Here is a 26,063-nt window from a genome sequence, read left to right on the forward strand (position 1 = left end):
CGCGATCTCGCAAGCGTCCTATCAAGCACGCCATGAAGATCCTGCTCTCTGCCAGCCTCGCCGTGCTCGCCTTTGCGAGTGCCCCTGCCGCCGCCCGGCAACTCACCATCGACGACGTGACGATGCTCAGCCGCGTCGGTGCGCCGACCACGTCGCAGGACGGACGCTGGCTCGTCTGGGCGCAGCGCGAGACCGATCTCGCGGCGGACAAGGGGCGTTTCGACCTCTGGCGGCTCGACCTCGGCACGCCGGGCGCGACGCCGGTGAAGCTGCTCGCCGACCCACAGGTCAACGAGAACGACCCGCAGATCGTCGGCAGCACGGTGTATTTCACCTCGGACAAGGGCGGCGAGGATGCGGTCTGGTCGGTGCCCGTCACTGGCGGCACGCCGCGGCGCGTCACCAGCTTCAAGGGTGGGTTCAGCGGTTTCAAGGTCGCGCCGACCGGTGACAAGCTGCTCGTCTGGGCGGATCGCAAGCCGGGCGCGCCGAGCCTCGAGCCGGCGATGGTCAAGAAGGACCCGAACGCGGGGGCCGGGCGAACCTATGACCAATTGTTCGTGCGGCACTGGGATACATGGGCGGACGGCACGCGCTCGCAGCTGTTCGTGTTGCCGCTGACCGCCGCGGGTGCGACCGGTAACGGCGTTCCGCTGGTCGGCACGCTGGTCGGCGATGCGCCGTCCAAGCCGTTCGGCGGCGGCGAGGAAGTGTCGTGGAGCCCCGATGGCCGCACCGTCTATTTCGCGCTGCGCGAGGCCGGGCGGATCGAGGCGCTGTCGACCAATCTCGACATCTTCTCGGTCCCGGCGGACGGCTCGGCGGCCCCGGTCAACCTGACTGCGGCGAACAAGGCGACCGACAACCTCCCGACCGTCTCCCCAGACGGCCGCACGCTCGCGTTCTTTGCAATGCGGCGGCCCGGGTTCGAGGCGGATCGGCAGGTGCTGACACTGCGCGATATCGCCAGCGGCAAGACGGTGTCGCTGACCGAGCGCTGGGACCGGTCGGTCGGCTCGATCGCCTGGGCGCCCGATTCGAAGTCGCTCTACGTGACCGCGGACGACACGCAGGAGACGCCCTTGTTCCGCGTCGATGCGTCGAGCGGCGCGGTCACGCGGCTGACGCAGGAGGGCCATGTCGGCGCCGTCGCGATCACGCCGCGTGGGCCTGTGGTGGCGATCGACAGCCTCACCGCACCGGCCGATTTCTTTCGCCTGGGCACCGGCGCACCGCAGCGGCTGACGCAGGTCAACGCGACGAAGCTCGCCGGGATCGACATGCCGACCGTCACGCGGTTCAATTTCAAGGGCGCGAACGCCGACACCGTCTGGGGCTATGCGGTGAAGCCGTACGGTTCGACCGGCAAGGTCCCGATCGCCTACATGGTGCACGGCGGACCGCAGGGATCGAGCAACAACAGCTGGTCCTATCGCTGGAACCCCGCGGTGTTCGCAGGCGCGGGCTACGGGCTGGTCGCGGTCGATTTCCACGGGTCGACCGGCTACGGCCAGGGCTTCACCGATGCGATCAGCAACAATTGGGGCGGCTGGCCGCTCGAGGATCTGCAAAAGGGGCTGAAGGCCGCGACCGACAAGTTCGCGTGGCTCGATGCCGACAATGCCTGCGCGCTCGGCGCGTCCTATGGCGGCTACATGATGAACTGGTTCGAGGGGCAGTGGCCCGATCGCTTCAAGTGCATCGTCCAGCATGACGGCGTGTTCGACGCGCGCGCGATGGCGTACGAGACCGAGGAGCTCTGGTTCGACGAATGGGAACATGGCGGCAAGGCCTATTACGAGGACCCGCAGGCGTTCGAGAAATGGAACCCGGTCAATTACGTGGCGAAGTGGAAGACGCCGATGCTGGTGATCACCGGCGAGAAGGACTTCCGCATTCCGTACACGCAGGGGCTGGCGACGTTCACCGCGTTGCAGCGGCGCGGGATCCCGTCGCGGCTGCTGGTGAACCCGAACGAGAACCACTGGGTGCTCAAGCCGAAGAACTCGCGGCAATGGTATGGGGAAGTGTTGGGCTGGATGGACAGGTGGACGGGGAAGTAGGGAACTAATCTCTTCCCAAAGAGCCACCACCCCGGCGAATAACCACCACCCCGGCGAAGGCCGGGGCCCAATTGGGAAGGTCGCGGTAACTAAGGGCTGCTCGCCGTTACCTCCGTTCCCCGATTGGGCCCCGGCCTTCGCCGGGGTGGTTGGTGGTGGTAGTGTTTGTCCACGTAACCGACCTCGACGTGTTTCCCCGCGAAGGCGGGGACCCAGACTGGGCTCCCGCCTTCGCGGGAGAACAAGGAGGGCGCCCCCGGTCAGTGCGCCTTCTTGCCCTTCACCGCATGCAACCCCAGCGCGATCGCGCCGCCCAAGATCAACCCGACGATCCCCGAGAAGAACGCGTTCACCGCCCAGTTCACGACCCCTTCGCCACCGGCACCGCCGCCGCGGCGCTCTCGGCCGTGTGGTGGATCCAGTGCGGCACAGCGGTGAACCCGAAATCCTCGACCCCGTGGACGATGATCTGGCCGCCGACCCACACCATCGCCGCAGTCCCGATCACCGACAGCGCCGACATCACCAGCGGCATGCCCTTCACCAGCCCGCGCCCGAGCGCCTGCATCGCCGCGCCGTTGCGCTGCGCCAGATGCAGGCCGATGTCGTCCATCTTCACGATCAGCGCGACCACGCCGTACACCGCGATCGTGATGACGATGCCGACCAGCGCGAGCACGATCGCCTGTTCCCAGATCGGCTTGGTCGCGACGTCCGACAGCGCGATCACCATGATCTCCGCCGACAGGATGAAGTCGGTGCGGATCGCGCCCGAGACCTTCTGCGCCTCCAGCGCCTTCGGGTCGGTCGGCGCGTCGACCACCTCCTCGGCATGGCCGCCGCCGAACGCCTCGAGGATCTTCTCCGCGCCCTCGAAGCACAGATATGTGCCGCCAATCATCAGCAGCGGCGTCAGTAGCCACGGCGCAAACGCGCTCAACGCCAGCGCCGCCGGCAGGATGAAGAGCAGCTTGTTGCGGAACGAGCCGAGCGCGATCTTGCCGATCATCGGCAGTTCGCGCTTGGGCTCGAACCCGACCATGTAGCGCGGCGTCACCGCAGCATCGTCGACCACCACGCCGATCGCCTTGCTGCCCGCCTTGCTGGTCGCCGCGCCGATATCGTCGAGGCTGGCGGCGGCGAGCTTGGTGATCCCGGCAATGTCGTCGAGCAGTGCGACCAATCCTGTCGGCATCGATGTATCCTTTGCGTACGTTCACGCGCTCGGTAACGTGACAGGATTGTCATGCAACGGCTTTCGCACTTGCGGTAGTGCATGGCGCGCGGAATGGTTGCAGCCGACGCGACCCAAGCGACAGGACGAGCCATGACAGACGACTTCATCACGAACCTGCCCAAGGCGGAACTGCACCTGCACATCGAGGGCAGCCTGGAGCCCGAACTCATGTTCGCGCTGGCCGAGCGCAACAAGGTCGCGATCCCGTTCAAGAGCGTCGAGGACGTCCGCGCGGCCTACAGCTTCACCAATCTCCAGACCTTCCTCGACATCTATTATGCGGGCGCCGCGGTGCTCCAGACCGAGGAAGATTTCCGCGATCTCGCAGTCGCATATTTCGACCGGGTCGCGCAGGACGGCGTGGTCCACGCCGAGATCTTCTTCGATCCGCAGACGCACACGCATCGCGGCATTCCGTTCGACGTGGTCGCGCGCGGCCTGTTCGCGGGGATCGACGAAGCACAGGCCAAGCACGGCATGTCGGTCGGGCTGATCATGAGCTTCCTCCGCCACCTCGACGAGGAAGACGCGTTCAAGACGTTCGCGCAGGCGGAGCCGTGGCTCGATCAATTCATCGGCGTCGGGCTCGATTCGTCCGAGGTCGGCCATCCGCCGTCGAAGTTCGCGCGCGTCTTCGCGGCGTCGGCGGATGCCGGGCTGATGCTGTGCGCGCACGCCGGCGAGGAGGGCCCGCCCGCCTATATCCACGAGGCGCTCGATATCCTCCAGGTCGACCGGATCGACCACGGCAATCGCGCGCTGGAGGATCCGGCCTTGGTCGCACGGCTGGCGCGCGATGCGATGACGCTGACGGTGTGTCCGCTGTCGAACGTCGCGTTGCGCAACGTCGACCGGCTCGAGAACCACCCGATCGACCGGATGCTCGATCTCGGCCTGCGCGCGACGATCCATTCGGACGATCCGGCCTATTTCGGCGGCTATATCGGCGAGAATTTCCGCCAGACCGCGCGCGCGAAAATCTCTCGCGCGAGCAGGTGGTGACGCTCGCCCGCAACAGCTTCCTCGGCAGCTTCCTCGACGACGAGGCGCTCAGCGGCCATCTCGCGACGCTGGATGCATACGTTAAAGCGCATCCGTGATCGGCCGTTTCCTCGCGGTCTTCGAGCCGTTCATCCTGATGCTGCTCGGCACCGTCGTGCTGGCGAGCCTGTTGCCGGCGCGCGGCGAGATGGCGACGATCGTCGGCTACGCCGCGGATATCGGCATCGTCCTGCTGTTCTTTCTCCACGGCGCGAAGCTGTCGCGTGACGCGATTCTGTCGGGATTGCGCAACTGGAAGCTGCACCTCGCGGTGCTGGCCGTGACCTTCGTCGCCTTCCCGCTGTTCGGTCTAGGGCTCAGCGCACTGCCGTTCGTGAATGGGCCGCTCGCCGCCGGGCTGCTGTTCCTGACGCTGCTGCCCTCCACCGTGCAGTCGTCGATCGCCTTCACCGCGATCGCCCGCGGCAATGTCGCCGCCGCGGTGTGCAGCGCGTCGTTCTCCAACCTGCTCGGCATCCTGATCACGCCCGCGCTGGTAGCTCTGCTGATGAACGCATCGGGCAGCGCCGGGATTTCGATCGAGAGCATCGAGGCGATCGTCCTGCAACTGCTCGTGCCGTTCGTCGCGGGGCATCTGCTGCGTCCGTGGATCGGCGCGTGGGTCACCCGGCGGAAAGCGATGCTCACTATGGTCGATCGCGGCTCGATCCTGCTAGTCGTCTACAGCGCGTTCGGGGCGGCGGTGGTCGAAGGGCTGTGGACCAAATTGTCGATCGGCGACCTGATCCTGATCGGCCTGCTCTGCGCCGCGCTGCTCGCGTTCGTCCTGGCGCTCACCTTCGCGGTCGCGCGGCTGATGAAACTGCCGCGCGAGGACGCGATCGTGCTGCAATTCTGCGGGTCGAAGAAGAGCCTCGCATCGGGGGTGCCGATGGCCGGCGTGCTGTTCCCCCCGCGCAGGTCGGCGTGATCCTCCTACCACTGATGCTGTTCCACCAGCTGCAACTGATCGCCTGCGCGGTGATCGCGCGCCGCTATGCCGAGAGCGCCCCACGCGATACTGCCCTGGGTTAACACTCTAAACCCTTGCCGGTATTTGCTTTGTTCCACCGGTAGCGGCATGGTCGGGGTGCTATCACGAGAGTTTTCAGTTCATGAGCGTGCCGAGCGATACTGCCATCCCCGCCGCGGACGTGGGGCTGGACCTGACCGCGTGCGACCGCGAGCCGATCCACATCCCGGGCGCGATCCAGCCGCACGGCCTGTTGCTGGTCGCCGACGCCGCGACCCTCGCGATCGTCGCGGGGGCCGGCGATATCGAGGCGCGGCTGGCCGACGACTGGCTGGGGCGAGACCTGTCCGCGCTGTTGGCGCAGGATATCGCGGCGCTGTTCGCGACCAGCGAGACGGTCGCCGGAGTCGCGCTGGCCGGCGCGCCGGTGACCGGGGCTTCCGAACACTTCGACGTCACGCTCCACCGCAGCGCGGATCACGTGCTGGTCGAGCTCGAACCCGTCGCGGGCGTGCCGGTCACCGCCGCGGCGATGCTCGGCCGGCTCAACGCGATGGCGATGACGTTCGAACGCGCCGGCAATCTCCAGGCGCTGTGCGAGCGCGCGGCAATCGCGTTCCGGCAATTGACCGGGTTCGACCGCGTCATGGTCTACCGCTTCCTTGACGACGAGGCGGGACGCGTGATGGCGGAGGACAAGGTGTCGGGCCTCGGCACCTTCCTCAACCACCACTTCCCCGCCTCGGACATCCCCCGGCAAGCGCGCGCGCTGTATGTGCGCAACCGGACGCGGACAATCCCGGCGATCGACTATGCGCCTGCGGTGCTGCGACCGGCCGGCTTCGAGACGCTCGATCTCAGCGATGTCGCGCTGCGCAGCGTGTCGCCGATCCACCTGCGCTATCTCGCCAATATGGGGGTCGCGGCGTCGGCATCGATCTCAATCGTCAAGGACGGCCTGTTGTGGGGCATGATTGCCTGCCATCACGGATCGCCGCGCGTGCTGACCCCCGATATCCGCGCGGCCTCCTCGACCCTGGCGAGTGGCCTCGCCCGCCAGATCCGCGCGAAGGAGGAGGCCGAGACCTACCGCGAACGGCTCCGGCTGCGGGCGGCGGAAGACGCGGTCATTCCGAAGCTCGCGACCGACCCGCCCCGCGCAGCATCGTCACCGCACTGCGCGACGATCTGCGGCGGATGCTGGACGGCGACGGCTTCGCGTTCGTCGACGGCGCGGTGGTGGCGATGCACGGCCTGTGCCCCGCCGAGGAGGACGTGCTCGACCTGGCGGAATGGGCGGTCACGCAGAACGGGATCGAGCCGTTCGCGACGCACGAACTGCCCTCGCTCTATCCCCGCGCCGAAACCTACAGGGCGGCCGCCAGCGGCGTGCTCGCGCTCCCGCTCATCGATGAAGGCGCGATGCTGTTGTGGTTCCGCGCCGAGCAGATCGAGGAAGTCGAATGGGCGGGCAATCCGCACAAGGCGGTTTCGGTCGATCCGAACGCGGTGCTGACGCCCCGCACGTCGTTCGAGTCCTGGACGCAGGCGGTCAGCGGTCGATCGCGGCGCTGGACCCGCGAGGAGATCGAGGCGGCGCACCGTCTGCGCCGGGCGTTCCACGACGCGCACGTCAACCAGCGGCTTCGTCTTCTCAACGGCGACCTGCAACGCACGCTCGCCGACAAGGACATCCTGATCGCGCAGAAGGACGTCCTGATGAAGGAGGTCAATCACCGCGTCCAGAACAGCCTCCAGCTGGTCGCCGCGTTCCTGTCTCTCCAGGCGAAATCGTCGGACGACGCAAAGGTGAAGGAGCATCTCGCCGAGGCGCAGGCCCGGCTCGCGGCGGTCGCGCTGGTTCACCGTCGCCTGTACCGCGACGATCAGGTCGAGTCGGTCGACCTGTCGCGCTATCTCGAGGAGCTGACCGACGACATGAAGACCTCGCTCGGCGAGGATTGGGCAGCGCGGATGAGCCTGGATCTCGCGCCGATCCTGGTCGCGACCGATCGCGCGGTGAACATCGGGCTGGTGCTGACCGAACTGGTGATCAACGCGAGCAAATATGCTTATGAGGGTCGCGCTGGACCGATCGAGATCGTGCTGGAACAGCATCGCAACCGGCTACGCCTGATCGTCGCGGACCAGGGCGTCGGCAAATCGGGCACGCGCGAGGGCTTTGGCAGCCGAATGATGAAGGCGGTCGTCGCCGGACTGTCCGGCACGATCGAACAGGACGACAACATGCCCGGCCTGCGTGTCATCCTGACCGCGCCGATCGAGGATATGCGCTGACGTCCCGTCCGTTGCGAACGAAACGCCAGCGCAACCGCCTCACCAGTTGAAGCGGAGCGATCCGACGACGGTCCGCGAGGCACCGAAGTAACAGCTGTTGACGAAGAAACAGCTGGCGATGTGGCGCTTGTCGAACAGGTTCGCGACGTTCGCGGTCAGGCTCATGCCCTTGAGCGAGTCGTCGAACTTGCCGAGATCATAGCCGAGTACCGCGTCGACCAGCACATAGCCCGGCGACTGGAACCGGGTGGTGAGCGTCTGGCCTGCCGCCACGCGCGTGGCGGTGCCGTCCGACTTGCCGACATAGCGGACGCCGCCGCCGATGTTGACCCCCGACAGCGCGCCGCCGCCGCCGCCGCCGCGTGACAGGTCGTAATTGACGAAGCTCGATGCGCTCCATGTGGAGATACCGAGCGGCTTGGTGCCGGTGACGCCGCTGAGCTGATCGCCGGTGCCGACGACCGGCGTGCCCTGCGTGACCTCGGGATCGGTATAGGTGCCCGCGACCGTGACCGTCAGGCCCGGTGTGATCTCGCCGCGCCCGTCGAGTTCGATCCCGCGGACTGCGACTTCGCCGATCTGGATAGAGAAATTGGGGTTGGCGGGATCGGTCGTTGGTACGTTCTGGCGACGCAGATCGAAGGCCGAAAACGTGAACAGCGCGCTGGTGCCGCGCGGCTGGTATTTCAGGCCTGCTTCGTACTGGCGACCGGTGACGGGCACGAACGCTGCGCCGTCGAACGCGGTGCCGGTCTGCGGCTCGAAGCTTTCCGAATAGCTGACGAAGGGTGCCAGGCCGAACTTGGTCTCGTACAGCGCGCCGAGGCGTCCGGTGAACGCGGTTTGGTGAAGCCGGGTCACGCCGCTGGCCGCCCCTGCCGGCGCGTTGCGGTTCACGCTCGTCTGGTCGTACCAGTCGTAGCGCCCGCTCGCGATCAGTTGCAGCCCGCCGATCGCGATCTGGTCCTGCACATAGGCGCCGACCTGGTCGATCTTGCGGAAATTCCGCGTCTGCGTCAGCGGGAAAGTAGGCTGCACCCCGCCATAGACCGGCGCGAACAGGTTCAGATTCGGGATGCTGGTCGCCGGATCGGCAGTGACGCCGGTGTTGAACTGCTGGTCGTTATTGCCCTGGTTGTTCTGCCAGTCGACGCCGGCGAGCAGCGTGTGCTGCAAAGGCCCGGTCGCGAACTTGGCGGTCGCGTGATTGTCGATCGTGATCGTCCGGAACGACTCGTCGGACCCGCCCCCGCCGCGCACGATCGTCGAGAAATCGGTGTTGCGATTGGCGCCCGTGCCGGTCGTGGCGAACGCCGAGAGGTAAATCTGGCGATAGTGGAGATCGACGTCGAGGTAGCGCGCACTCGTCGCCCAGCTGAGGCTGTCGTTAAAGTCGTGACGGAACAGCAGCGTCGCCGACTTCTGCTTTCGATCGAACGCTTCGTACGCTGGCTCGCTCACGTTGAAGTCGGTCGCGAACTGCCCGGACGGGTTGGTGAGTGCCGACCCATAGACCGGCACGCCGCTATACGACGCCGATTCCGGATCGCGCTGGTAATTGAGGATCAGGGTCACGCTGGTCGCCTCGTTGGGCGCAAAGGTCAGCATCGGTCGTGCGTAATAGCGCCGGTTGCCGGTCATCGCGACGAACCCGTCCGACCGCTCCGCACCTGCGATCACGCGGAACAGCCATTTGTGATCCTTGTCGAGCGGCTGATTCACGTCGATCGCGCTGCGCAACAGGTTGAAATTGCCGCCCGCCAACTCGATCCGCCCGCCGAGTTCGCCATAGGGGACCTTGCCGGTCAGGTTGACCAGTCCGCCTGGCGTGGAGTTGCCATACAGGACCGAGGCCGGCCCCTTTAACACGTCGACGCGTTCGACGAGGTGGAAGTCGATCTGCGGCGTGGAATAGACCCCGCCTAGCAGACGCATGCCGTCCATATACTGGCCCGGCGCAAAGCCGCGGACGTAGAGCTGGTCGTAGCGGGTGGCGACGTTGCCACGCTGGTTCGGCGAGACGCCCGCAACATAGCCGAGCGCCTGGTTGATCGACAGCGCGTTGCGGAGCGTCAGTTCCTTTTCGTCGATGCTGGTGATGACCTGCGGCGTGCGAATCAGCGGCGTCTCGGTCTTGGTGCCGGTGCTGCCGGTCTTGCGAATGCGCTCGCCGCTGACGACGATCTCGTCGCTGCGAGTCTGCGTATCGTCGTCGGTCGGCGCCGCATCGCGAGCCGTGGTCGGCGCCGACGCCGCCGTAAGATCTGCCGCGAACACCGGCGTTCCGACGCTGCCTAGAGCCGTCCCCAGCAGCATCCCCCTATAAATCGTCCCCGCATTGCGCCGTCCACTTTTGATATTGATAATGACTCGCAAAGGCCGCTAAAGACGGTTTGCACGCACCGCAAGGAAAAATGACAGAATGTTCATGCACGGTCGGATCCTGAAACCCGGCCCATTCCCCAAGGGCCGGACAGTCCGTCCAGTGGTCTGGATCATGGCGTTGCGGAGCACGACCGCGCTGTTCGGCGGCTATGCCGCGGCGGCAGTGCTGGCGACGTTGCTCGCCCGCCTGCTCCCGATCGCGCGCGTCGAAGCAACGAGCTGGGGCATGATCCTGTCGTTCGCGATCTATGCAGGCATCGCCCTCTGGTGTTTCCATGAACACCGCGTTTTGCGGGTCGCAGCGCTCGTGTGGGGAATCGCACTGGTCGGCGGCGGCTTACTCTGGCTGCTCGGCGTTCGTCCGTGAGTTCGGCTGCGAGAACCACCTTGCGACAGAGCATGGCATGGATCCACGGCTGGCTGGGCCTGCTGGCGGGTTGGATCCTGTTCGCCATGTTCCTGACCGGGACGGCGAGTTATTTCCGGCCCGAGATCACGCAGTGGATGCAGCCGGAATTTCGCGCGAAGCCCGTCACCGGCGCCCACGCCGCCGAGACCGCGGTGGCGCACATGCAGCGTGTCGGCGCGGACGATCTGCAATGGTACATCTACCTCCCGGATGCCCGCACCGCGGTGACGCGGGTCTTCGAACAGCGCAAGCCGGACCCCAAGGCTCCCAGGCGGCGCGCACCCGAAATCGTGCTCGATCCCGCGACCGGCGATGTCGTGCGTGCGCGCGAGACCCGCGGCGGCGAGCATTTCTATCGCTTCCATTTCCAGCTGCAATTGCCGCATCCTTGGGGGCGCTGGCTCGCCGGGCTGTGCGCGATGTTCATGCTCGGCGCGATCGTGTCGGGCGTGATCACGCACAAGCGGATCTTCGCCGACTTCTTCACGCTGCGCTGGAACAAGGGGCAGCGCAGTTGGCTCGACGCGCATAACGTCTCGGCGGTGCTGGCGCTGCCGTACCACGCGATGATCACCTATACCGGGCTGATCACGCTGGTGGCGATGTACATGCCGTGGCCGGTCAACGCGAACTACGCCCAGCCCGCCGATTTCGCGCAGGCGGCGTTCGGCACGCCGACCGAGCGCGAGGCGCAGGGCGTGGCCAAGCCGCTGGTGGCAATCGGTCCTCTGGTCGCGGATGCCGAGCGACGCTTCGGTGCGCGGGTCGCGACCCTGGTGGTGCGCAACCCGAACGACGCCGCGAGCACGGTCACGCTGTACCGCCATGCGAACGCCTCGCTCAACGGACGTGGTCCGTCGGTCACGTATGCGGGCAGCGACGGGCGGTTCCTCGAGGGCACTGGCGGCGTCGGGCCTGCGCTCGCCACCGCCGGCGTGATGCTGGGGCTGCACGTCGCGCAGTTCGCGGGGCCGGCGTTGCGCTGGGCGTATTTCGTGCTCGGTCTCACCGGTGCGGCTATGGTCGGGACCGGGCTGCTGCTATGGACTGCCAAGCGTCGCAAGCCGGGCGCGACGCCGTTCTTCGGGCTGAAGCTGGTCGAGCGGCTGAACATCGGTGTCATCGCCGGCCTGCCGATCGGGATGGCCGCCTACCTCCTCGCCAACCGCCTGATCCCCGCCGACGCCGCGAACCGCGCCGACGCAGAGGTCGCCACGATGTTCTGGATATGGGGCGCCGTTGCGGTGTTGCAGGTGTTGCGACCAGCACGCCGCGCGTGGACCGAAGGGTTCGCGATCGGCGCCGCGGCGTTCGCCGCGATCCCGGTGGTCGATACGCTGACGACGTCGCGCGGATTGCCGGAATCGATACTGACCGGCGACACGCTCTTCGCGGCATTCGATTTCGCCATGCTCGCGATTGCCGCGATGCTTGCGCTCGGCGCGTGGCGCTCCGCGCGGAGCCGGCCCGTCGCGAAGATCCGCAAACCACAATCGGAGACCGTTCATGCTTGAAGCCACGATACTGTGCTTCTTCGGCTGGCTGCTGTTGGCGGCGACCTCCTTCCGGTATCGCCGCGACCTGGGGATCGCCGCGCCGTCAGCGATCCGCGCGCTACGCCTCGTCGCCGCGCTCGTGCTTACGGCCGCGCTGTTCCACTGCGGCGCACCGCTGACCGGCGAGCGTTTCGTGCGATTCCTCGGCGCGGCGTCGATTGCCGGCGTCGCGCTGGTGATGCTGCTGTCGTTCAAGCCGGCCGAGACGATGCAGCCGGTCCGGATCGCGTTGAAGGCAGTGCGTCCGCGGCGTTAGATACTGCGGCGGGACCGGGCGTGATCCGGTGGCGTTTCGGGGAGGCGGCGTCCAATCGACGCAAGCTCCAAGGAAGGACACTGCCTTGCGCCGAACCAGACCCCTCTTCACCGGGTTCTGTGCGACGGCGCTGGCTGCTTTGAACCGAGACCGGCGCGTAGAGCTCAACATCGTCGCCCAACTCGCGCAGTATCGCCGCGAAGGGTGCGACCACGCTGGCGATAGCGCGGCTAGAGGCTGCCTCTGCCGCCCCACCTACGCGGGAATAGGAATGAGCCGGGGCGGCCTAGCACGGCCCGACCCTGTACCGTTCGCGGTTACCGTTCGCGCGTCGCGGCGAAGCGGATCTTCGCATAGCGCTCGGCGATGTAGTTCACTTCCCAGGCGCTTTTGGCGAGGAACACCGGGTTGCCGTCGCGGTCCTTGGCCATCGCGCCGCGGTTGATCTCGGCGAAGGTCTTCAGCTCCAGCGGATCTTCCGCCGAGATCCAGCGCGCCGTCTCGTACGGTGCGGGCTCGAGCCCCGCCGCGACCTTGTACTCGGCGTCGAGGCGCGAGAGCAGCACTTCGAGCTGGAGCTGCCCGACCACGCCGATGATCCAGTTCGAGCCGATGTCGGGGTAGAACACCTGAGTCACCCCTCCTCGGCCATATCGTCCAAGGCCTTGCGCAACTGCTTGGTCTTGGTGAAATCCTTCAGCACGACGCGGCGCAGGATTTCGGGGGCGAAGTTGGGCAGGCCGGTGAAGCGGATCGCCGCCTTCTCGCTGAGCGTGTCGCCCACCCGCAACGTGCCGTGGTTGGGGATGCCGATGATATCGCCGGGGAACGCCTCGTCCGCGAGCTCGCGGTTCTGCGCGAAGAACAGGATCGGGGAATGCACCGCGATCGGCTTGCCGTGGCCGGTGGGCGTCAGCTTCATGCCGCGTTTGAACACACCCGAGCAGAGCCGCATGAACGCGATCCGGTCGCGGTGGTTGGGGTCCATGTTGGCCTGCACCTTGAACACGAAGCCGGTGACTTCGGGCTCGTCGGGCGAGATGGGGGCGGGCTCGGCGGGCTGCGCGCGTGGTGGCGGGGCGTAGTCGGCGAGGGCGGCGATCAGTTCGGCGACACCGAAGTCCTTGAGCGCCGAGCCGAAATACACCGGCGTCAGATTGCCCGCGCGATAGGCCTCCGGGTCGAAGCTCGAATAGCCGCCCTGTGCGAGTTCGGCTTCGTCGTTCAGGCGGATCATCGCTTCGGGGCTGAGGATCTTGGCGAGTTCGGGATCGTCGATGCCGGTGAACGGGATCGCCTTGCCCATGAACTCGCGGCTGTCGCCTTCGGGGCGGCTCAGCGTGTTGGCGTAGAGGTCGTAGACGCCCTCGAACTCGCCGCCCATGCCGACCGGCCAGCTCATCGGGCAAACGTCGAGCTGGAGCATCTCCGCCACCTCGTCGAGCAGCGAGAACGGATCGCGGCCCTCGCGGTCGACCTTGTTGACGAAGGTAATGATCGGCACGTTGCGCAGACGGCAGACCTCGAACAGCTTCCGCGTCTGCGGCTCGATGCCCTTGGCGGCATCGATCACCATGACCGCCGAGTCGACCGCGGTCAGCGTGCGATACGTGTCCTCGGAGAAGTCTTCATGGCCCGGCGTGTCGAGCAGGTTGAAGGTTATCCCCTGGCGCTCGAACGTCATCACCGACGAGGTGACCGAGATGCCGCGCTGCTGCTCGATCTTCATCCAGTCGGAGCGCGCGCGGCGGGTCTGGCCGCGCGCCTTCACCTCGCCGGCGAGATGGATCGCGCCGCCGAAATAGAGGAGCTTTTCGGTGAGCGTGGTCTTGCCGGCATCGGGATGCGAGATGATCGCGAAGGTGCGGCGGGGGAATTGGGTCATGGCGTGGTCCGGGGCGCGAGTTTGGGCTCGCTTGGAAAAAGAAGGTTAGGCCGGGTTAGGCCAAGATGCAGTCCGCGCGCGATGCGGTGGGATGCAGTTGGAAAACGCGGCGGGCTTGGCGCCGCTCTTGGCAGATGTGGGGCGTGTAGGACAGAGGGGCTTGGAGCGGGGGTGATGTTGCTTTGCTGAGGAACCCGCCCTTTCTATTCGGAGCGAACGCCGGCCTTGCCTGAAACGGAGCGCTCTCCCTCCCTGGAAGGGAGGGGTTGGGAGTGGGTCGGTCAGCTTGAGCCGCGACCGTGCCTTGATGCGGAAACCTACCCACTCCCTGCCCCTCCCTTTCAGGGAGGGGAGCCCGTCAGTGCTCGGCGGCCAACGTCACGCTCATGGTGATGCTCTTCGTGTCGCCCGCCGCGATCTCGAACACACCGGGCTTGGCGCGATAGTCGCCGGTATAACCTTCGGGGTCGGCGATGCCGTGCCAGGGCTCGACACAGACGTAGGCCGCGCCGGGCTTGGTCCAGATGCCGAGCTTTGGGGTGTCGGGGAAGGCGATCTTCAGCTGCGGGCCAGTCTTCGCGCCATAGGTGACGGCGTCGGAGTGGATCGGGTCCCAGACCAGCGCATCCTTCGCGAACAGGTCGTCGCGCAACACGATCACGCGGTCCTCTACCGGCGAGGGGCGTTCGTCGACGGCGATCTGGCCGTCGGGGCTGATCGCCTTGAGCTTGCCGGGTTCGTCGGCGTCGAACGTGATGCGGTGGTCTGCGCGCGCCTCGCCGTAAGGAAGCGGCCAGGCGAAGGCGGGGTGGAAGCCGAAGCTCGCCGGCATCGGCGCGTCGCTGCGGTTGTGGATGCGCGCCTCGATCGCGAGCGTCGCGCCGTCGAGCGTGAAGACGATGTCGACGGCGAAGGCGAAGGGGTAGGCGGCGCGCGTTTCTTCGCTGTCCGAGAGGCGGAAGGTGGCGGAGGTTTCGGTCTGCGCGATGACCTCGAACGTCGAGTGGCGGGCGAAGCCGTGCTTCTGCATCGGGTAGGCCTGACCGTCGAGGCGGATGACGCCTTCGTTGACGACGCCCACGACCGGGAAGAGGATCGGCGCGTGGCCGGTCCAATAGGCCGGGTCGGCATTGGTCATCAACTCGCGGCCATCGGCGTCGTGGAGGTGGGTGAGTTCGGCACCGTGCGGGTTTATCTTGGCGGTCAGGTGGGTGTTGGCGATGGTGATCAGGTCGGTCATGGGGTTCCTTCCGTGGGCCTCAAACGCGCGAGGCTTTAAAACGCTCACCAAACCACCCGCGCACCACCCCGGCGGAGGCCGGGGCCCAATGGGAGGTCTTGCCAACGACGTGCATCGCTCCGTTACGTTGGCCTTTCCACTTGGGCCCCGGCCTTCGCCGGGGTGGTGTGAGGCCGCCAGCGCGTGCCCTCACCCTCGCCGCCTTAGGCATCTCTCCCTCTCCCCTTGGGGGAGAGGGAAGGGGCCCGCGGCTGCTTGGCCGTGGGAAGGGTGAGGGCACGCTTATACGCGCAGGCTCGCGCCTTGCTTGGCGGCCGCCGCTACTACCTTGTCGGCCACGGCCTTGAGTTCCTCGTCGGTGAAGCTCTTGGCGGTCGGTTGCAGGACGATCTCGACGGCTACCGACTTGTGGCCGTCTTCCACCCCTGCCCCGGTGAACACGTCGAACACGCGGGCGGAGACGATCGCAGCCTTGTCGGCAGCCTTGACCGCGCGGACGAGCGTGTCGGTGGCGAGCGCCGCCGGTACGAGGAAGGCGAAGTCTCGGCGGACGGCTTGGAGCGCGGGGGCGTGTAGGCCTGGCGGGTGAAGCCGGTTGCCCGCTTGGGGGATCGCGTCGAGGTAGAGTTCTACCGCCGCGACCGCGCCATCGAGGTCGAACGCTTTCAGCACGGAAGGGTGGAGCATGCCGAAGCTTGCCAACACCGTCTTGGGGCCGAGGCGGAGCGTGCCCGACTGGCCGGGGTGCCATGCGTCGCCTGCCTCTCCCATCACTTGCAGGTTATCAACCGGCGCGCCCGAGGCTGCGAGCAGTGCAAGCGCTTCGGCTTTGGCGTCGTAGGCATCGAAGCTGGCGGCCTTGCCCTCGCGCCAACCGCGGGGGCGGCGGTCGCCGGCGAGGACTACGCCGAGTGTCGCACGTTCGGCATCCGCGAGGTAGCGGCGGCCGATCTCGAACAGGCGGACGCTCTGCTGACCTCGCTTCAGGTTGCGGCCGGTCGCGGCGAGCAGGCCGGGGAGCAGCGAAGGGCGCATGACCTTGAGGTCTTCGCTGATCGGGTTGGCGAGCGTCCAGGCGCCGCCGCCGAACGGCGCGGCTTCGGCTTCGGAGAGGAAGCTCCAGGTTACCGCTTCGTCGAGGCCACGGGCTGCGGCAGCCCTGCGCGCGCGCCGTTCGAGCTTCTGCTCGGGCGTGGCGGTCGGCTTGGCGACGCCGGGCATGCGCGGGAGCGGCGTCGAGGGAATAGTGTCGATACCCTCGATCCGGACGACTTCCTCGACGAGGTCGGCGGGGCCGTCGACGTCGCGGCGCCAGGTCGGGATGGTGACCGGCCATTTGCCTTCGATCGTCGAGAACAGCGCGTCGCTGAACGCATCGGCGGACTTGATCGCGCCGATCGTGAAGCCGAGCGACAAGAGGGTACGCGCCTGGCGTTCGGGGGCGACGTGGAGGCCACCTAGGTCTGCGCTGAGGCGTGGGTCGTAGTGGATCACGCGGGGCTCGAGCGGGGTTCGCCCGAGCGGGTGACGTCGCTGGCCGTGCCGCCGCAGATGTGGAGGACGAGCGCGGTGGCGATCGCGAGGCCGTCTTCGAGGAACGCGGGGTCGACGCCGCGTTCGAAGCGGCTGCGCGCGTCGGAGGTGAGCGTGAGCTTCTGGCCGGTGCGGGCGATGTGGTCGGGATCGAAATAGGCGCATTCGATCAGCACGTCGGTGGTGGCCGCGGAGACGCCCGAATGCTCGCCGCCCATGATGCCGCCGATGTCGTGCACGGCCGCGTCGTCGGCGATGACGGTCATGGTCGCGTCGAGCGTGTACGTCTTGCCGTTGAGGGCTACGACCTGTTCGCCGTCCTTGGCTTTCCGCGCGACGAGGCCGCCGGAGAGTTTGGCGCGGTCGTAGACGTGCAGCGGACGGCCGAGGTCGATCATCAGATAGTTGGTGATGTCGACGAGCGCGGAGATGGGCTTCTGGCCGATCGCGAGCAGGCTGCGGCGCATCCACTCGGGGAGTCGCCGTTGGTCACGCCGGTGACGGTCTGGGCGAAGAAGGCGGGGCAGCCTTCTGGGTCTAGGGTTGCGACATCGGGTCCGGATCCAGTCGTTGCTCCGTCATTGCCGCGACGGCGGGGATCGAGTTCGCCGTCTGCCCCTGCCGCACCTTGGGTCCCGGCCTCCGCCGGGATGACGGAGGGGTGGAGGCGGGAATGACCAGTGGCGTGAGCGTGCCGAGGCCGGCGGCGGCGAGGTCTCGGGCGATGCCGCGGACGCCCATGCAGTCCTGGCGGTTGGGGGTGATCGCCACGTCGATGACCGAGTCGGTGAGGCCGGCATAGTCGGGGTACGGCGTGCCGATCGGCGCGTCTTCGGGCAGTTCGATGATGCCGTCGTGATCCTCACCAAGTTCCAGTTCGCGCGTCGAGCACATCATGCCGTTGGACTCGACCCCGCGTATGCTGGCGAGCTTGAGCGTGACGTCGAGGCCGGGGACGTACGCACCGGGCGCCCCGAACACGCCGACCAGGCCGGCGCGGGCGTTGGGCGCGCCGCAGACGACTTGGAGCGGGCCGTTACCGGCGTCGACCGACAGGATCTGTAGCTTGTCGGCCTGCGGGTGGCGTTCGGCGGTGAGGATCTTGGCGATCTTGAACGCGGCGAGCTTCTCGCCGGGGTTCTCGACGCTTTCCACTTCGAGGCCGATGCGGGTGAGCGCCTCGACGATCTGGTCGAGCATGGCGGTCGTTTCGAGGTGCTGCTTGAGCCAGCTGAGGGTGAACTTCATGCGCCGACTCCGCCGGACAAGGTGGGGACGTCGAGGCTCGAAAAGCCGTAATGCTTGAGCCAGCGGATATCGCCGTCGAAGAACGGGCGGAGGTCGTCCATGCCGTATTTGAGCATCGCGAGGCGGTCGATCCCGCAGCCGAACGCGAACCCCTGCCATTCGTCGGGGTCGAGCCCGCAGGCTTCGATGACTTTCCGGTGGACCATGCCCGAGCCGAGGATCTCGAGCCAGCCATCGGGCTCGGCGCCGCCGACGACGCGCTTGCCCTTCACCAGCGTGTAGCCGACGTCGATCTCGACCGACGGCTCGGTGAACAGGAAGTAGCTGGGGCGCAGGCGGAGCACGATGTCGTCGCGCTCGAAGAACGCCTTCACGAAGGTCTCCAGCGTCCATTTCAGGTGACCGAGCGTGATGCCCTTGTCGATCACGAGGCCCTCGACCTGGTGGAACATCGGCGTGTGCGTCGCGTCGGAGTCGGAGCGGTAGGTGCGGCCGGGGGCGATGATGCGGATCGGGGGTTTTTGCGACAACATCGTGCGGATCTGGACGGGCGAGGTGTGGGTGCGGAGGAGCGTCCGCTTCGTGCGGGCCGCGTCGTCGGCAAAGCCGTCGCCGTCGGACGACGGGCTTTGCCCGTCGCCGGCCGTTCTCACCTGCGGCTCGAAATAAAGGTGTCGTGCATCGCGCGCGCGGGGTGCGTTTCGGGAATGTTGAGCGCGGTGAAATTATGCCAGTCGGTTTCGATCTCGGGGCCGGTGGCGACTGCGAAACCCAGGTCGGCGAAGATTTCGGCGAGTTCGTCCATGACCTGGCTGACCGGGTGGATCGTGCCGGCGGGCGTGGCGTCCGCGGGGAGCGTCATGTCGAGCGTTTCGCTGGCGAGGCGCGCGTCGAGCGCGGCGCGTTCGAGCGTGGCCTTGCGCTCGGCGATGCCGTTGGCGACGGCCTCGCGGAGACCCTGGATCTGCGGGCCTTGGACGAGGCGTTCTTCGGGCGTCATCTTGCCGAGCGTCTTGAGCAGCGCGGTGATCGTGCCCTGCTTGCCGAGCGCCTCGACCCGGCACGCATCGAGCGCGTCGAGCCCGGATGCGGCGGCGATCGCCGTCAGCATGTGATCGCGCATCTGGTTCAGGTCTTGCGTCACGTCATACTCCCAGGGCGGGTTCGGTCAGGCGGGGCAGCCCGAGGCCGATACCCAGATCATCCCAATTTTCGTTGCGCGCTTCGATCAGGTCGATCTTCCACGCCCTTCGCCAGTCCTTCAGCCGCTTCTCGCGAACGATCGCGGCCTCCATCGTGTCGAACATCTCGTAATAGGCGAGACGCTTGATGCCGTACCGGCGAGTGAAGCCGGGGATCAACCCCTCTCGGTGCTGAACGAGCCTTGCGAGCAGATTCGAGGTGACGCCGATGTAGAGCGTGCCGTGGCGGCGGGAGTGGAGGATGTAGACGCACGGCTGGAAGGTTTCGCGCATTTCGTGCTCCCCTTTTGCCCGCTCGATCGCTGTGGAGCGCAACAAAGCGTGACACTCCAAAACCCCGTCATCAAAGCCCCGTCATCCCGGCGGACGCCGGGACCCACGGTAGCGGGCCGGGTGATGGTAGCACGTTATCGCTGGGTCCACCGTAACCATGGGTCCCGGCGTTCGCCGGGATGACGGATGGGGTTTGGGCGGAACGGAGGTTTGGATCGAGGTTGGGGATCGGGATCGGGATCGAAGCCCGCTTGAGCTTGAGCTTGAGCTTGAGCTGCGAAACCACGCGTTCCTCTAGCGCTCCCCCAACCCCGAACGCAGAAAGGGCGCCGGTGGTCTCCCACCGACGCCCCCCGAACCTCACCTCAGTCGCGGATTACGCGGCCTGGGGAGAGCCGCCTTCACCTGGGCGACGATGGCGCTGAATGCAGCGCCCTCGTGCATGGCGATGTCGGCCAGGACCTTCCGGTCGAGTTCGATCCCCGCAAGCTTCACGCCGTGCATGAACTGCGAATACGTCAGACCCTCGGCGCGGACGCCGGCGTTGATGCGCTGGATCCAGAGGCCACGGAACGTGCGCTTCTTAACCTTGCGGTCGCGATATGCGTACTGCCCGGCCTTTTCGACGGCCTGACGGGCGATGCGGATGGTGTTCTTGCGACGGCCATAATAGCCCTTCGCCTGAACCAAAATACGCTTGTGCTTGGCGCGGGTGGTAACACCCCGTTTTACGCGTGCCATTGTCTAATTCCTTCTCAGCTCAACGCAGGCCGTAAGGCGCCCAGGCCTTGACCGCTGCGGTATCGGCCTTCGACAGCAGCTTGGTGCCGCGGTTCTGACGGATGTACTTGCCGTTGTGATGCGCCAGACGGTGACGCTTGCCGGCGACGCCGTGCTTGAGCAGGCCGGTGGCGGTGAGCTTGAAGCGTTTCTTGACGCCGCTCTTGGTCTTCAGCTTGGGCATTTTTATCCTTTCGGTTACGAAGGAGGACGCTGAAATCGCCGCGGCAGCCCACACTGGCCGGGCGATTCGTCGAACGCGTTCCCTTCGAGGAAGCGGGCGCACTATCCGCATTGGTCGCAAATATCAACCGTCGCGGAACCCGCATTGTGGAACTCGCGCGATTGCCATGCGATAGGGCTTGCATGGACGCCAGCCCGACGCCGCCGATCGACGCCCCTCCCCGGCCCCGCAACGGCGCCGATTGCGGTCGAGACCCGAAAACGGCGCAAGCGGCGGATCATCCGCAACATCCTGCTCGGGATCGTCGCGGTCATCGTCGCGATCTGGCTGGTGCTGTACATCACCAAGGGGCGCTTCCTGAAGCATCCGTTCGAGCGTGTCGTCGGATCGCTGACGCACCGGACGCTGACCGTGCGCGGCGATTTCCAGCTCTATTTCGCGCCGTTCAGGATCAAGCTGTACGCGGAGAACTTCACGCTCTCGAACCCCGACTGGGCGAGCCGGCCGAACCTGTTCCGCGCGGACAAGCTCGATACGCGGATCGCGCCGCTGTCCCTGATCTTCGGCAAGCGGCGGCTGTACTGGCTCGACTTGGTCAACGGTGACGTCGACCTGGAGTGGAACAAGGCGCACACCGCGAATACCTGGACGTTCTCCGAAAAGAAGGGCGGTAAGCCGCTCGAGTTTCCGCGGATCGACGTCGCGACTGTGACCGGCACGTCGGTGCGCTATCTCGACCCGCGGATGCGGATTGTCGCGGACCTCAACATCGCCGACATCCGATCGGTCGATGCGACGATCGGGCGTGCCGTGGGGGTGACAGGCAGAGGGCGGCTGCGCGAGACGCCGTTCACGCTGACCGCGCAACTGCTGTCGCCGGATGCGACCGCCAATCGGGGGCAGAACAAGCTGGTCGCGCGGGCGCGGGCGGCGGGCAACATCATCGACGTTGCGGGGACGCTGCCGAGCATCGCCGATGTCGAGAACGTGCCGCTGGCGGTCACCGCGCGCGGCGCCAACCTGTCGACGTTGCTCGGCATCATCGATGTCGCGATCCCGAACACACGGAAATACAAGCTGCGTGCGCAACTCATCAAACAGGGTGACGAGTACGCCTTTACGCGGCTGCAGGGTATCGCAGGGCGGACCGATCTCGCGGGGAAGCTGACGATCGTCAATGGCGAGCGCATCCATCTCGACTCTGTGCTGACGACGAAGAGCCTCGACATCATCGATGCGGCGCCGTTCATCGGCTTCAATCCCGACATCGTCGAAACGCGCGGCGCGGTGGCGGCGGCGGCGGCGACGGGCGCCGCACCGCAGCGCCTGTTGCCCGACGGGAATTTGCCGGTCGCGACGATGCAGATCTTCGATGCCGACCTGAAATGGACGATCGGCAAGGTAAAGTCGCGCAACCTGCCGATCTCCAACGTTGATCTGACGCTCGACCTGGAGCGCGGTCGTCTGGCGCTGTCGCCGCTGACCTTCTCGATGGCCCGCGGCAACGTGGCCTCGGACGTCATCTTCAATACGCGCGCGCGGCCCAGCGCCGTGTCCTACGACATTCGTCTCGCACCGACGCCACTGGGCCAGTTGCTCAAGGGCTATGGGCTGACCGAGGCTGGGACGACCGGGACCGTCAAGGGGCGGATCAAGCTCGACGGGCGCGGCGACTCGATCCATGATTCACTCGCATCGTCGCGGGGCCGGATCGCGTTCGTGCTGCCATCGGGGGCGTTGTCGGTCCGTAACGTACAGCTTGCCGAACTCGACATCGGCAACGTTCGCGCAGCGGATGTTCCAGGGGAAGCTCGACGAGCCGGTGCAGATGAACTGCGGGTTGGTCGGCTTTACCGTCCGCGGCGGCGTTGCGGCGGCGGATCCGATCCTGATCGACACGCGCAAGAACGTCATCGTCGGACGTGGTGGGTTCAGTTTCCGCAACGAGGCGGTCGACCTCGCATTTCGCGCGGATTCGAAAAGTTCAGCCTGTTCGCGGGGCAGTCGCCGGTGAGTGTCGGCGGGATGTTCGCCGCGCCGAAGCTGCAGGTAATCTCGAAGGACCTGCTGGCGCGCGTCGGCAGCGGGCTTGGTCTGGCACTGGTGGCGACGCCGGTGGCGGGTATCCTGGCGTTCGTCGATGTGGGTGATGCGAAGTCGACGGCGTGCGGACCGGTGCTGGCGGGCGCGACCGCGGCGGCGCAGCGGACGACCAAGGGCGAGGCGCGCGATGATGTCGGCCGTGGGACGACGGCCAAGGCCGAAGACGGGAAGTCGACCCGCTCCGAGGGCAAGGCACAGCGGAAGAAGTTTCTGGGGATCTTCTGAGGACGCGGGGGCTAACCGTGCGGTCCCTTCCCTCGCTAGCTCATCTTGGCGGCAGGCGGGCGCCGTTGCCGATCGTTGGGCGCGCGTAGATGGCTAGCGTTCCGTGTCCATGGGTCCCGGCGTCCGCCGGGATGACGGAGGAGGCGATGATGTGGAGCGCTACGCGTTGCGATGCTGCCCGCTTTGTAGGGCGCCGGGTGGGCGGCGCGGCGATTGATTGGAGGTCGTGCCTGGCAGACGCCCTCAGCACTTATGCAGGTACGGGAACATCCTTCCCTACCACACCCACCCCGTCACCCCGGCGGACGCCGGGGCCTATGGTTGCAGTTCGGATTGTTGGCGGGCGTTCCGTGTCCGTGGGTCCCGGCGTCCGCCGGGATGACGGATGAGGAATGATGGTTTGAAGTTGGGTATGAGGGGCTTCTGCTCCCTCCCGCTCGCGGGAGGGGTCGAGGAGGGGATCGCCTCGCGGGCCGGACGGCCGGTACGTACGTCGTGCCTCTCTAGCCCCTCCCGCAGGCGGGAGGGGAATCCTTATCCGTGGTCGTGGCCGTCGTGCGCATCGTGATCGTGACCGCCATCCTGCAACCGGTGCATCGCTTCCAGCACGTCGTCCATACGCGCGGGGTCGCCGATCGCCAGCACATGGCCTTCGCTGTCCGCGGTCAGTGGATCGCCGTTCCAGTCGCACATCATGCCGCCAGCGCCTTCGACCACCGGGACCAGCGCGGCGAAGTCGTACAATTTGAGGCCCGATTCGCAGACCACGTCGAGATGCCCGCTCGCGAGCAAACCGTAATTGTAGCAGTCGCCGCCATAGACCGGCCCCTGCCGCGGGTTGCCGCCGGAGATCGCCGCGACCAGGGCCAAATACGGCTGCACGTCGTCTTCGTCGAAGAGGTGCGGGCTGGTGGTGGCGATCGTCGAGCCCGCCAGTTCGCGGCAGGCGCGCGTTCGGACGGGCACGCCGTTGAGCGTCGTCGGCCGCCCGGCGACGCCGACCCAGCGTTCGCGCTGGACCGGCTGGTCGATGATCCCGAGCACCGGCCAGCCATCCTCGACCAGCGCGATCAAAGTCCCGAAGATCGCCCGGCCGACCGTGAAGCTGCGCGTGCCGTCGATCGGGTCGAGCACCCATTTGCGGTTGGTGACGCCGGCCTTCTCGCCGAACTCCTCGCCGACGATGCCGTCGCCCGAGCGCTCCGCATCGAGCAGGCGGCGCATCGCCGATTCGGCCTCGCGATCGGCGCGCGTGACGGGGGACTGATCGTCCTTGATCTCGACGCCGTGCTCATGGCGGAAATAGGGTCGGATGACGTGGCCCGCAGCATCCGCGAGGCGGTGCGCGAGATCGATATCGGCTTGGGTTACTGGCATGCCCCCTGCCTATCGGTCGCAGCCGCAGGGAGCAATGGACGGAACGCCTGCGTCGGCGTAGGTCGTTGCAATCCAACCGGAGTATCGTCCATGCGCCTCGTCCAGACTCTCGCCGCCGCTGCCCTCCTCGCCGCAACGCCTGCCTTCGCGGCGCTCGCGCCTGGTGCCAGGGCGCCCGACTTCACCACGCGGGGCGCAATCGCCGGCAAGGTATTCACGGTCCACCTCGCCGAGCAGCTCAAAAGGGCCCGGTCGTGCTGTATTTCTTCCCGGCGGCCTATACCGGCGGCTGCAACGCCGAAGCGCATGCGTTCGCAGAGGCGATCCCGGCGTTCACCAAGGCGGGTGGTACGGTGATCGGCATGTCGGCCGACAATGTCGAGACGCTCAGCAAATTCTCGGCCGAGAAGTGCGCGGGCAAGTTTGCGGTCGCTAGCGCCGGCCCGAAGGTCGTCGCGGGGTATGACGTCGCGCTCGGCAAGCAGATCGCGGGCCGCGACGTGACCAAGCGCACCAGCTACGTGATCGCCAAGGACGGTCGCATCGCGTTCGTGCATGACGACATGAACCCTGCCGAGCACGTCGCGACGACGCTCGCCGCGGTCCAGAAGCTGACGGGAAAATAATCGAGGAAATCATCGATCGTCACCAAACCGGCAAATACCTGCCGGTTTGGTGACTGTATGCTAACGTTTTCGGGTCTATCTTCGGTGTGGAGGACTCGGAGAATACCATGCGGGATGCGCGAGCACGAAGATCGGCCTCGAAGCCGGGGCGGGACACCACGCTGTTCGAGCGATCGGCCGGTTTCTCGACGCCCAGGGCTTGAGCCCCGATCCTGCACATTATGATTTCGCGTTCGCCATACTTTCGGCGCCGGACGAGCCGCTCGCCAGAGCGGTCGCAAGGCTGACCGAAGACGGCGTCCGCCTGACCCGACGCGACATCGAACGACTCGGCGGACAGGTCGTCGAAGGCTCTCCCCGGTTCGATCCCGCCAGTCCAGTTCCGAGTCGCATACCGAGGTCGACGCCGCCATCGCGCTGGTTGCCGAGACTCAGCAGCATGTCGACGGGTTCGCGCAGATCATGCGGACGATGCAGGCCGAAACGCGCGGCTTCGGGCGTGACCTGGAGCAGAGCGCAGCAGCGATCACGCAACTGGCCGAAATCGACGAGATCACGCGGATCACCAGCACCATGATCGCCCGCATCCGCGACAGCGAGGTCAGGCTGGCGGAAGCGACGGCCGAGACGGAGACGTTGCGCGCCAAGCTGGTCGAGGCGTTGGACAGCGCGCGGCGCGACGTACTCACCGGCCTGCCGAACCGACGCGCGTTCGAAGAGGCGTTTGCGGCACGCGATCTGGCGGCCGGGCCGCACTGCCTCGCGGTGTGCGACATCGACCGGTTCAAGCACGTCAACGACGTTCACGGCCACGGCGTCGGCGACCGGGTGTTGACCGCGATCGGGCAGGCGATGGCCACCGAATGCGCGCCGCATCTGGTCGTCCGCCATGGCGGCGAGGAGTTCGCGGTGCTGCTCGGCGGGCTGAACCTGAGCGAAGCGGCAAAACTGCTCGACTCGGTGCGCGCGATCGTGGCCGCCAAGCGCTTTCGCAACCGCGACACGGACATGCCGCTCGGGATCGTCACCTTCTCGGCCGGGATCACCGCGATCCACCCCGAGGAAACCGCCGAGACTGCGTTTTCCCGCGCCGATCGGCTGCTTTACACCGCCAAGGCCGCGGGTCGCGACAGGGTCTGCGCCGGCTGATCCCGCAAATTGGCGCGATT

Annotated in this window: 12 protein-coding genes and 9 pseudogenes; 11 read left to right on the forward strand and 10 right to left on the reverse strand. The window is 66.7% G+C overall.

What is annotated here, in order from left to right; all coding sequences use genetic code 11:
• The first annotated feature begins 32 nt into the window (after positions 1 to 32).
• Entirely contained in the window at positions 33 to 2,063 is a 2,031-nt protein-coding gene (locus tag AC0IX7_RS14145) for a S9 family peptidase (protein ID WP_471812465.1), read from the forward strand.
• A 260-nt stretch (positions 2,064 to 2,323) separates the two neighbouring features.
• On the opposite strand, the pseudogene AC0IX7_RS14150 reads toward AC0IX7_RS14145, so the two are convergent.
• Positions 2,324 to 3,258 (reverse strand): annotated as a pseudogene (locus AC0IX7_RS14150) (DUF808 domain-containing protein).
• 132 nt (positions 3,259 to 3,390) lie between these two features.
• Here AC0IX7_RS14150 and AC0IX7_RS14155 point away from each other — a divergent pair.
• The 4 genes and pseudogenes from AC0IX7_RS14155 (at position 3,391) to AC0IX7_RS14170 (ending at position 7,612) form a co-directional block, all read left to right on the forward strand.
• Positions 3,391 to 4,400: pseudogene (locus tag AC0IX7_RS14155) on the forward strand (adenosine deaminase).
• Positions 4,400 to 5,376: pseudogene (locus AC0IX7_RS14160) on the forward strand (bile acid:sodium symporter family protein). Before AC0IX7_RS14155 ends, AC0IX7_RS14160 begins: the two co-directional pseudogenes overlap by 1 nt.
• A gap of 80 nt (positions 5,377 to 5,456) precedes the next feature.
• Positions 5,457 to 6,308 (forward strand): annotated as a pseudogene (locus tag AC0IX7_RS14165) (GAF domain-containing protein); the annotation flags it as partial.
• A 203-nt stretch (positions 6,309 to 6,511) separates the two neighbouring features.
• The gene (locus AC0IX7_RS14170; RefSeq protein ID WP_471812467.1) at positions 6,512 to 7,612 is read left to right on the forward strand and encodes a sensor histidine kinase; all 1,101 of its coding nucleotides are present in this window, start codon (positions 6,512 to 6,514) and stop codon (positions 7,610 to 7,612) included.
• 39 nt (positions 7,613 to 7,651) lie between these two features.
• Here AC0IX7_RS14170 and AC0IX7_RS14175 read toward each other — a convergent pair whose 3' ends face one another.
• Positions 7,652 to 9,889 (reverse strand): TonB-dependent siderophore receptor, encoded by a 2,238-nt coding sequence (locus AC0IX7_RS14175; protein ID WP_471812469.1) that lies wholly within the window; start codon positions 9,887 to 9,889, stop codon positions 7,652 to 7,654.
• Between the two features lie 151 nt (positions 9,890 to 10,040).
• Between AC0IX7_RS14175 and AC0IX7_RS14180 the strand changes: the two genes are divergently transcribed.
• The 3 genes from AC0IX7_RS14180 to AC0IX7_RS14190 are packed head-to-tail and all read left to right on the forward strand — an operon-like array spanning position 10,041 to position 12,218.
• Entirely contained in the window at positions 10,041 to 10,364 is a 324-nt protein-coding gene (locus AC0IX7_RS14180; protein WP_471812471.1) for a hypothetical protein, read from the forward strand.
• Between the two features lie 32 nt (positions 10,365 to 10,396).
• Positions 10,397 to 11,920 (forward strand): PepSY-associated TM helix domain-containing protein, encoded by a 1,524-nt coding sequence (locus tag AC0IX7_RS14185; protein ID WP_471812473.1) that lies wholly within the window; start codon positions 10,397 to 10,399, stop codon positions 11,918 to 11,920.
• Positions 11,913 to 12,218: a DUF3325 family protein gene (locus AC0IX7_RS14190; protein ID WP_254685278.1), complete on the forward strand. Its 306-nt coding sequence runs from the start codon at positions 11,913 to 11,915 to the stop codon at positions 12,216 to 12,218. Before AC0IX7_RS14185 ends, AC0IX7_RS14190 begins: the two co-directional genes overlap by 8 nt.
• A gap of 317 nt (positions 12,219 to 12,535) precedes the next feature.
• On the opposite strand, the pseudogene AC0IX7_RS14195 reads toward AC0IX7_RS14190, so the two are convergent.
• The 7 genes and pseudogenes from AC0IX7_RS14195 to rpmI form a co-directional block, all read right to left on the reverse strand.
• Positions 12,536 to 14,103 (reverse strand): annotated as a pseudogene (locus AC0IX7_RS14195) (peptide chain release factor 3).
• Between the two features lie 358 nt (positions 14,104 to 14,461).
• Complete coding sequence (locus AC0IX7_RS14200; RefSeq protein WP_471812475.1) at positions 14,462 to 15,343, reverse strand: aldose 1-epimerase family protein; 882 nt, start codon at positions 15,341 to 15,343, stop codon at positions 14,462 to 14,464.
• Positions 15,344 to 15,625: 282 nt separating this feature from the next.
• Positions 15,626 to 18,124: pseudogene (gene pheT / locus AC0IX7_RS14205) on the reverse strand (phenylalanine--tRNA ligase subunit beta).
• A pseudogene (gene pheS, locus AC0IX7_RS14210) lies at positions 18,121 to 19,247 on the reverse strand (phenylalanine--tRNA ligase subunit alpha). Before pheS ends, pheT begins: the two co-directional pseudogenes overlap by 4 nt.
• Positions 19,248 to 19,269: 22 nt before the next feature.
• On the reverse strand, positions 19,270 to 19,599 hold the full coding sequence (locus tag AC0IX7_RS14215) for a GIY-YIG nuclease family protein (protein WP_353465994.1): 330 nt from the start codon (positions 19,597 to 19,599) through the stop codon (positions 19,270 to 19,272).
• Positions 19,600 to 19,959: 360 nt separating this feature from the next.
• Positions 19,960 to 20,340, reverse strand: coding sequence for a 50S ribosomal protein L20 (rplT, locus tag AC0IX7_RS14220; RefSeq protein WP_471812477.1), 381 nt, complete (start codon positions 20,338 to 20,340; stop codon positions 19,960 to 19,962).
• A 19-nt stretch (positions 20,341 to 20,359) separates the two neighbouring features.
• Positions 20,360 to 20,563, reverse strand: a complete 204-nt coding sequence (rpmI, locus tag AC0IX7_RS14225; protein WP_031395289.1) for a 50S ribosomal protein L35 — start codon at positions 20,561 to 20,563, stop codon at positions 20,360 to 20,362.
• Positions 20,564 to 20,745: 182 nt separating this feature from the next.
• Here rpmI and AC0IX7_RS14230 point away from each other — a divergent pair.
• Positions 20,746 to 22,891, forward strand: a pseudogene (locus tag AC0IX7_RS14230) (AsmA family protein).
• 534 nt (positions 22,892 to 23,425) lie between these two features.
• On the opposite strand, the gene AC0IX7_RS14235 reads toward AC0IX7_RS14230, so the two are convergent.
• The gene (locus tag AC0IX7_RS14235) at positions 23,426 to 24,268 is read right to left on the reverse strand and encodes an inositol monophosphatase family protein (protein WP_471812478.1); all 843 of its coding nucleotides are present in this window, start codon (positions 24,266 to 24,268) and stop codon (positions 23,426 to 23,428) included.
• Between the two features lie 90 nt (positions 24,269 to 24,358).
• Between AC0IX7_RS14235 and AC0IX7_RS14240 the strand changes: the two are divergent.
• Positions 24,359 to 24,894, forward strand: a pseudogene (locus AC0IX7_RS14240) (peroxiredoxin).
• A 462-nt stretch (positions 24,895 to 25,356) separates the two neighbouring features.
• Entirely contained in the window at positions 25,357 to 26,043 is a 687-nt protein-coding gene (locus AC0IX7_RS14245) for a GGDEF domain-containing protein (protein ID WP_471812479.1), read from the forward strand.
• Positions 26,044 to 26,063: the final 20 nt, after the last annotated feature.

The sequence above is a fragment of the Sphingomonas sp. AC411 genome (genome assembly GCF_979253035.1).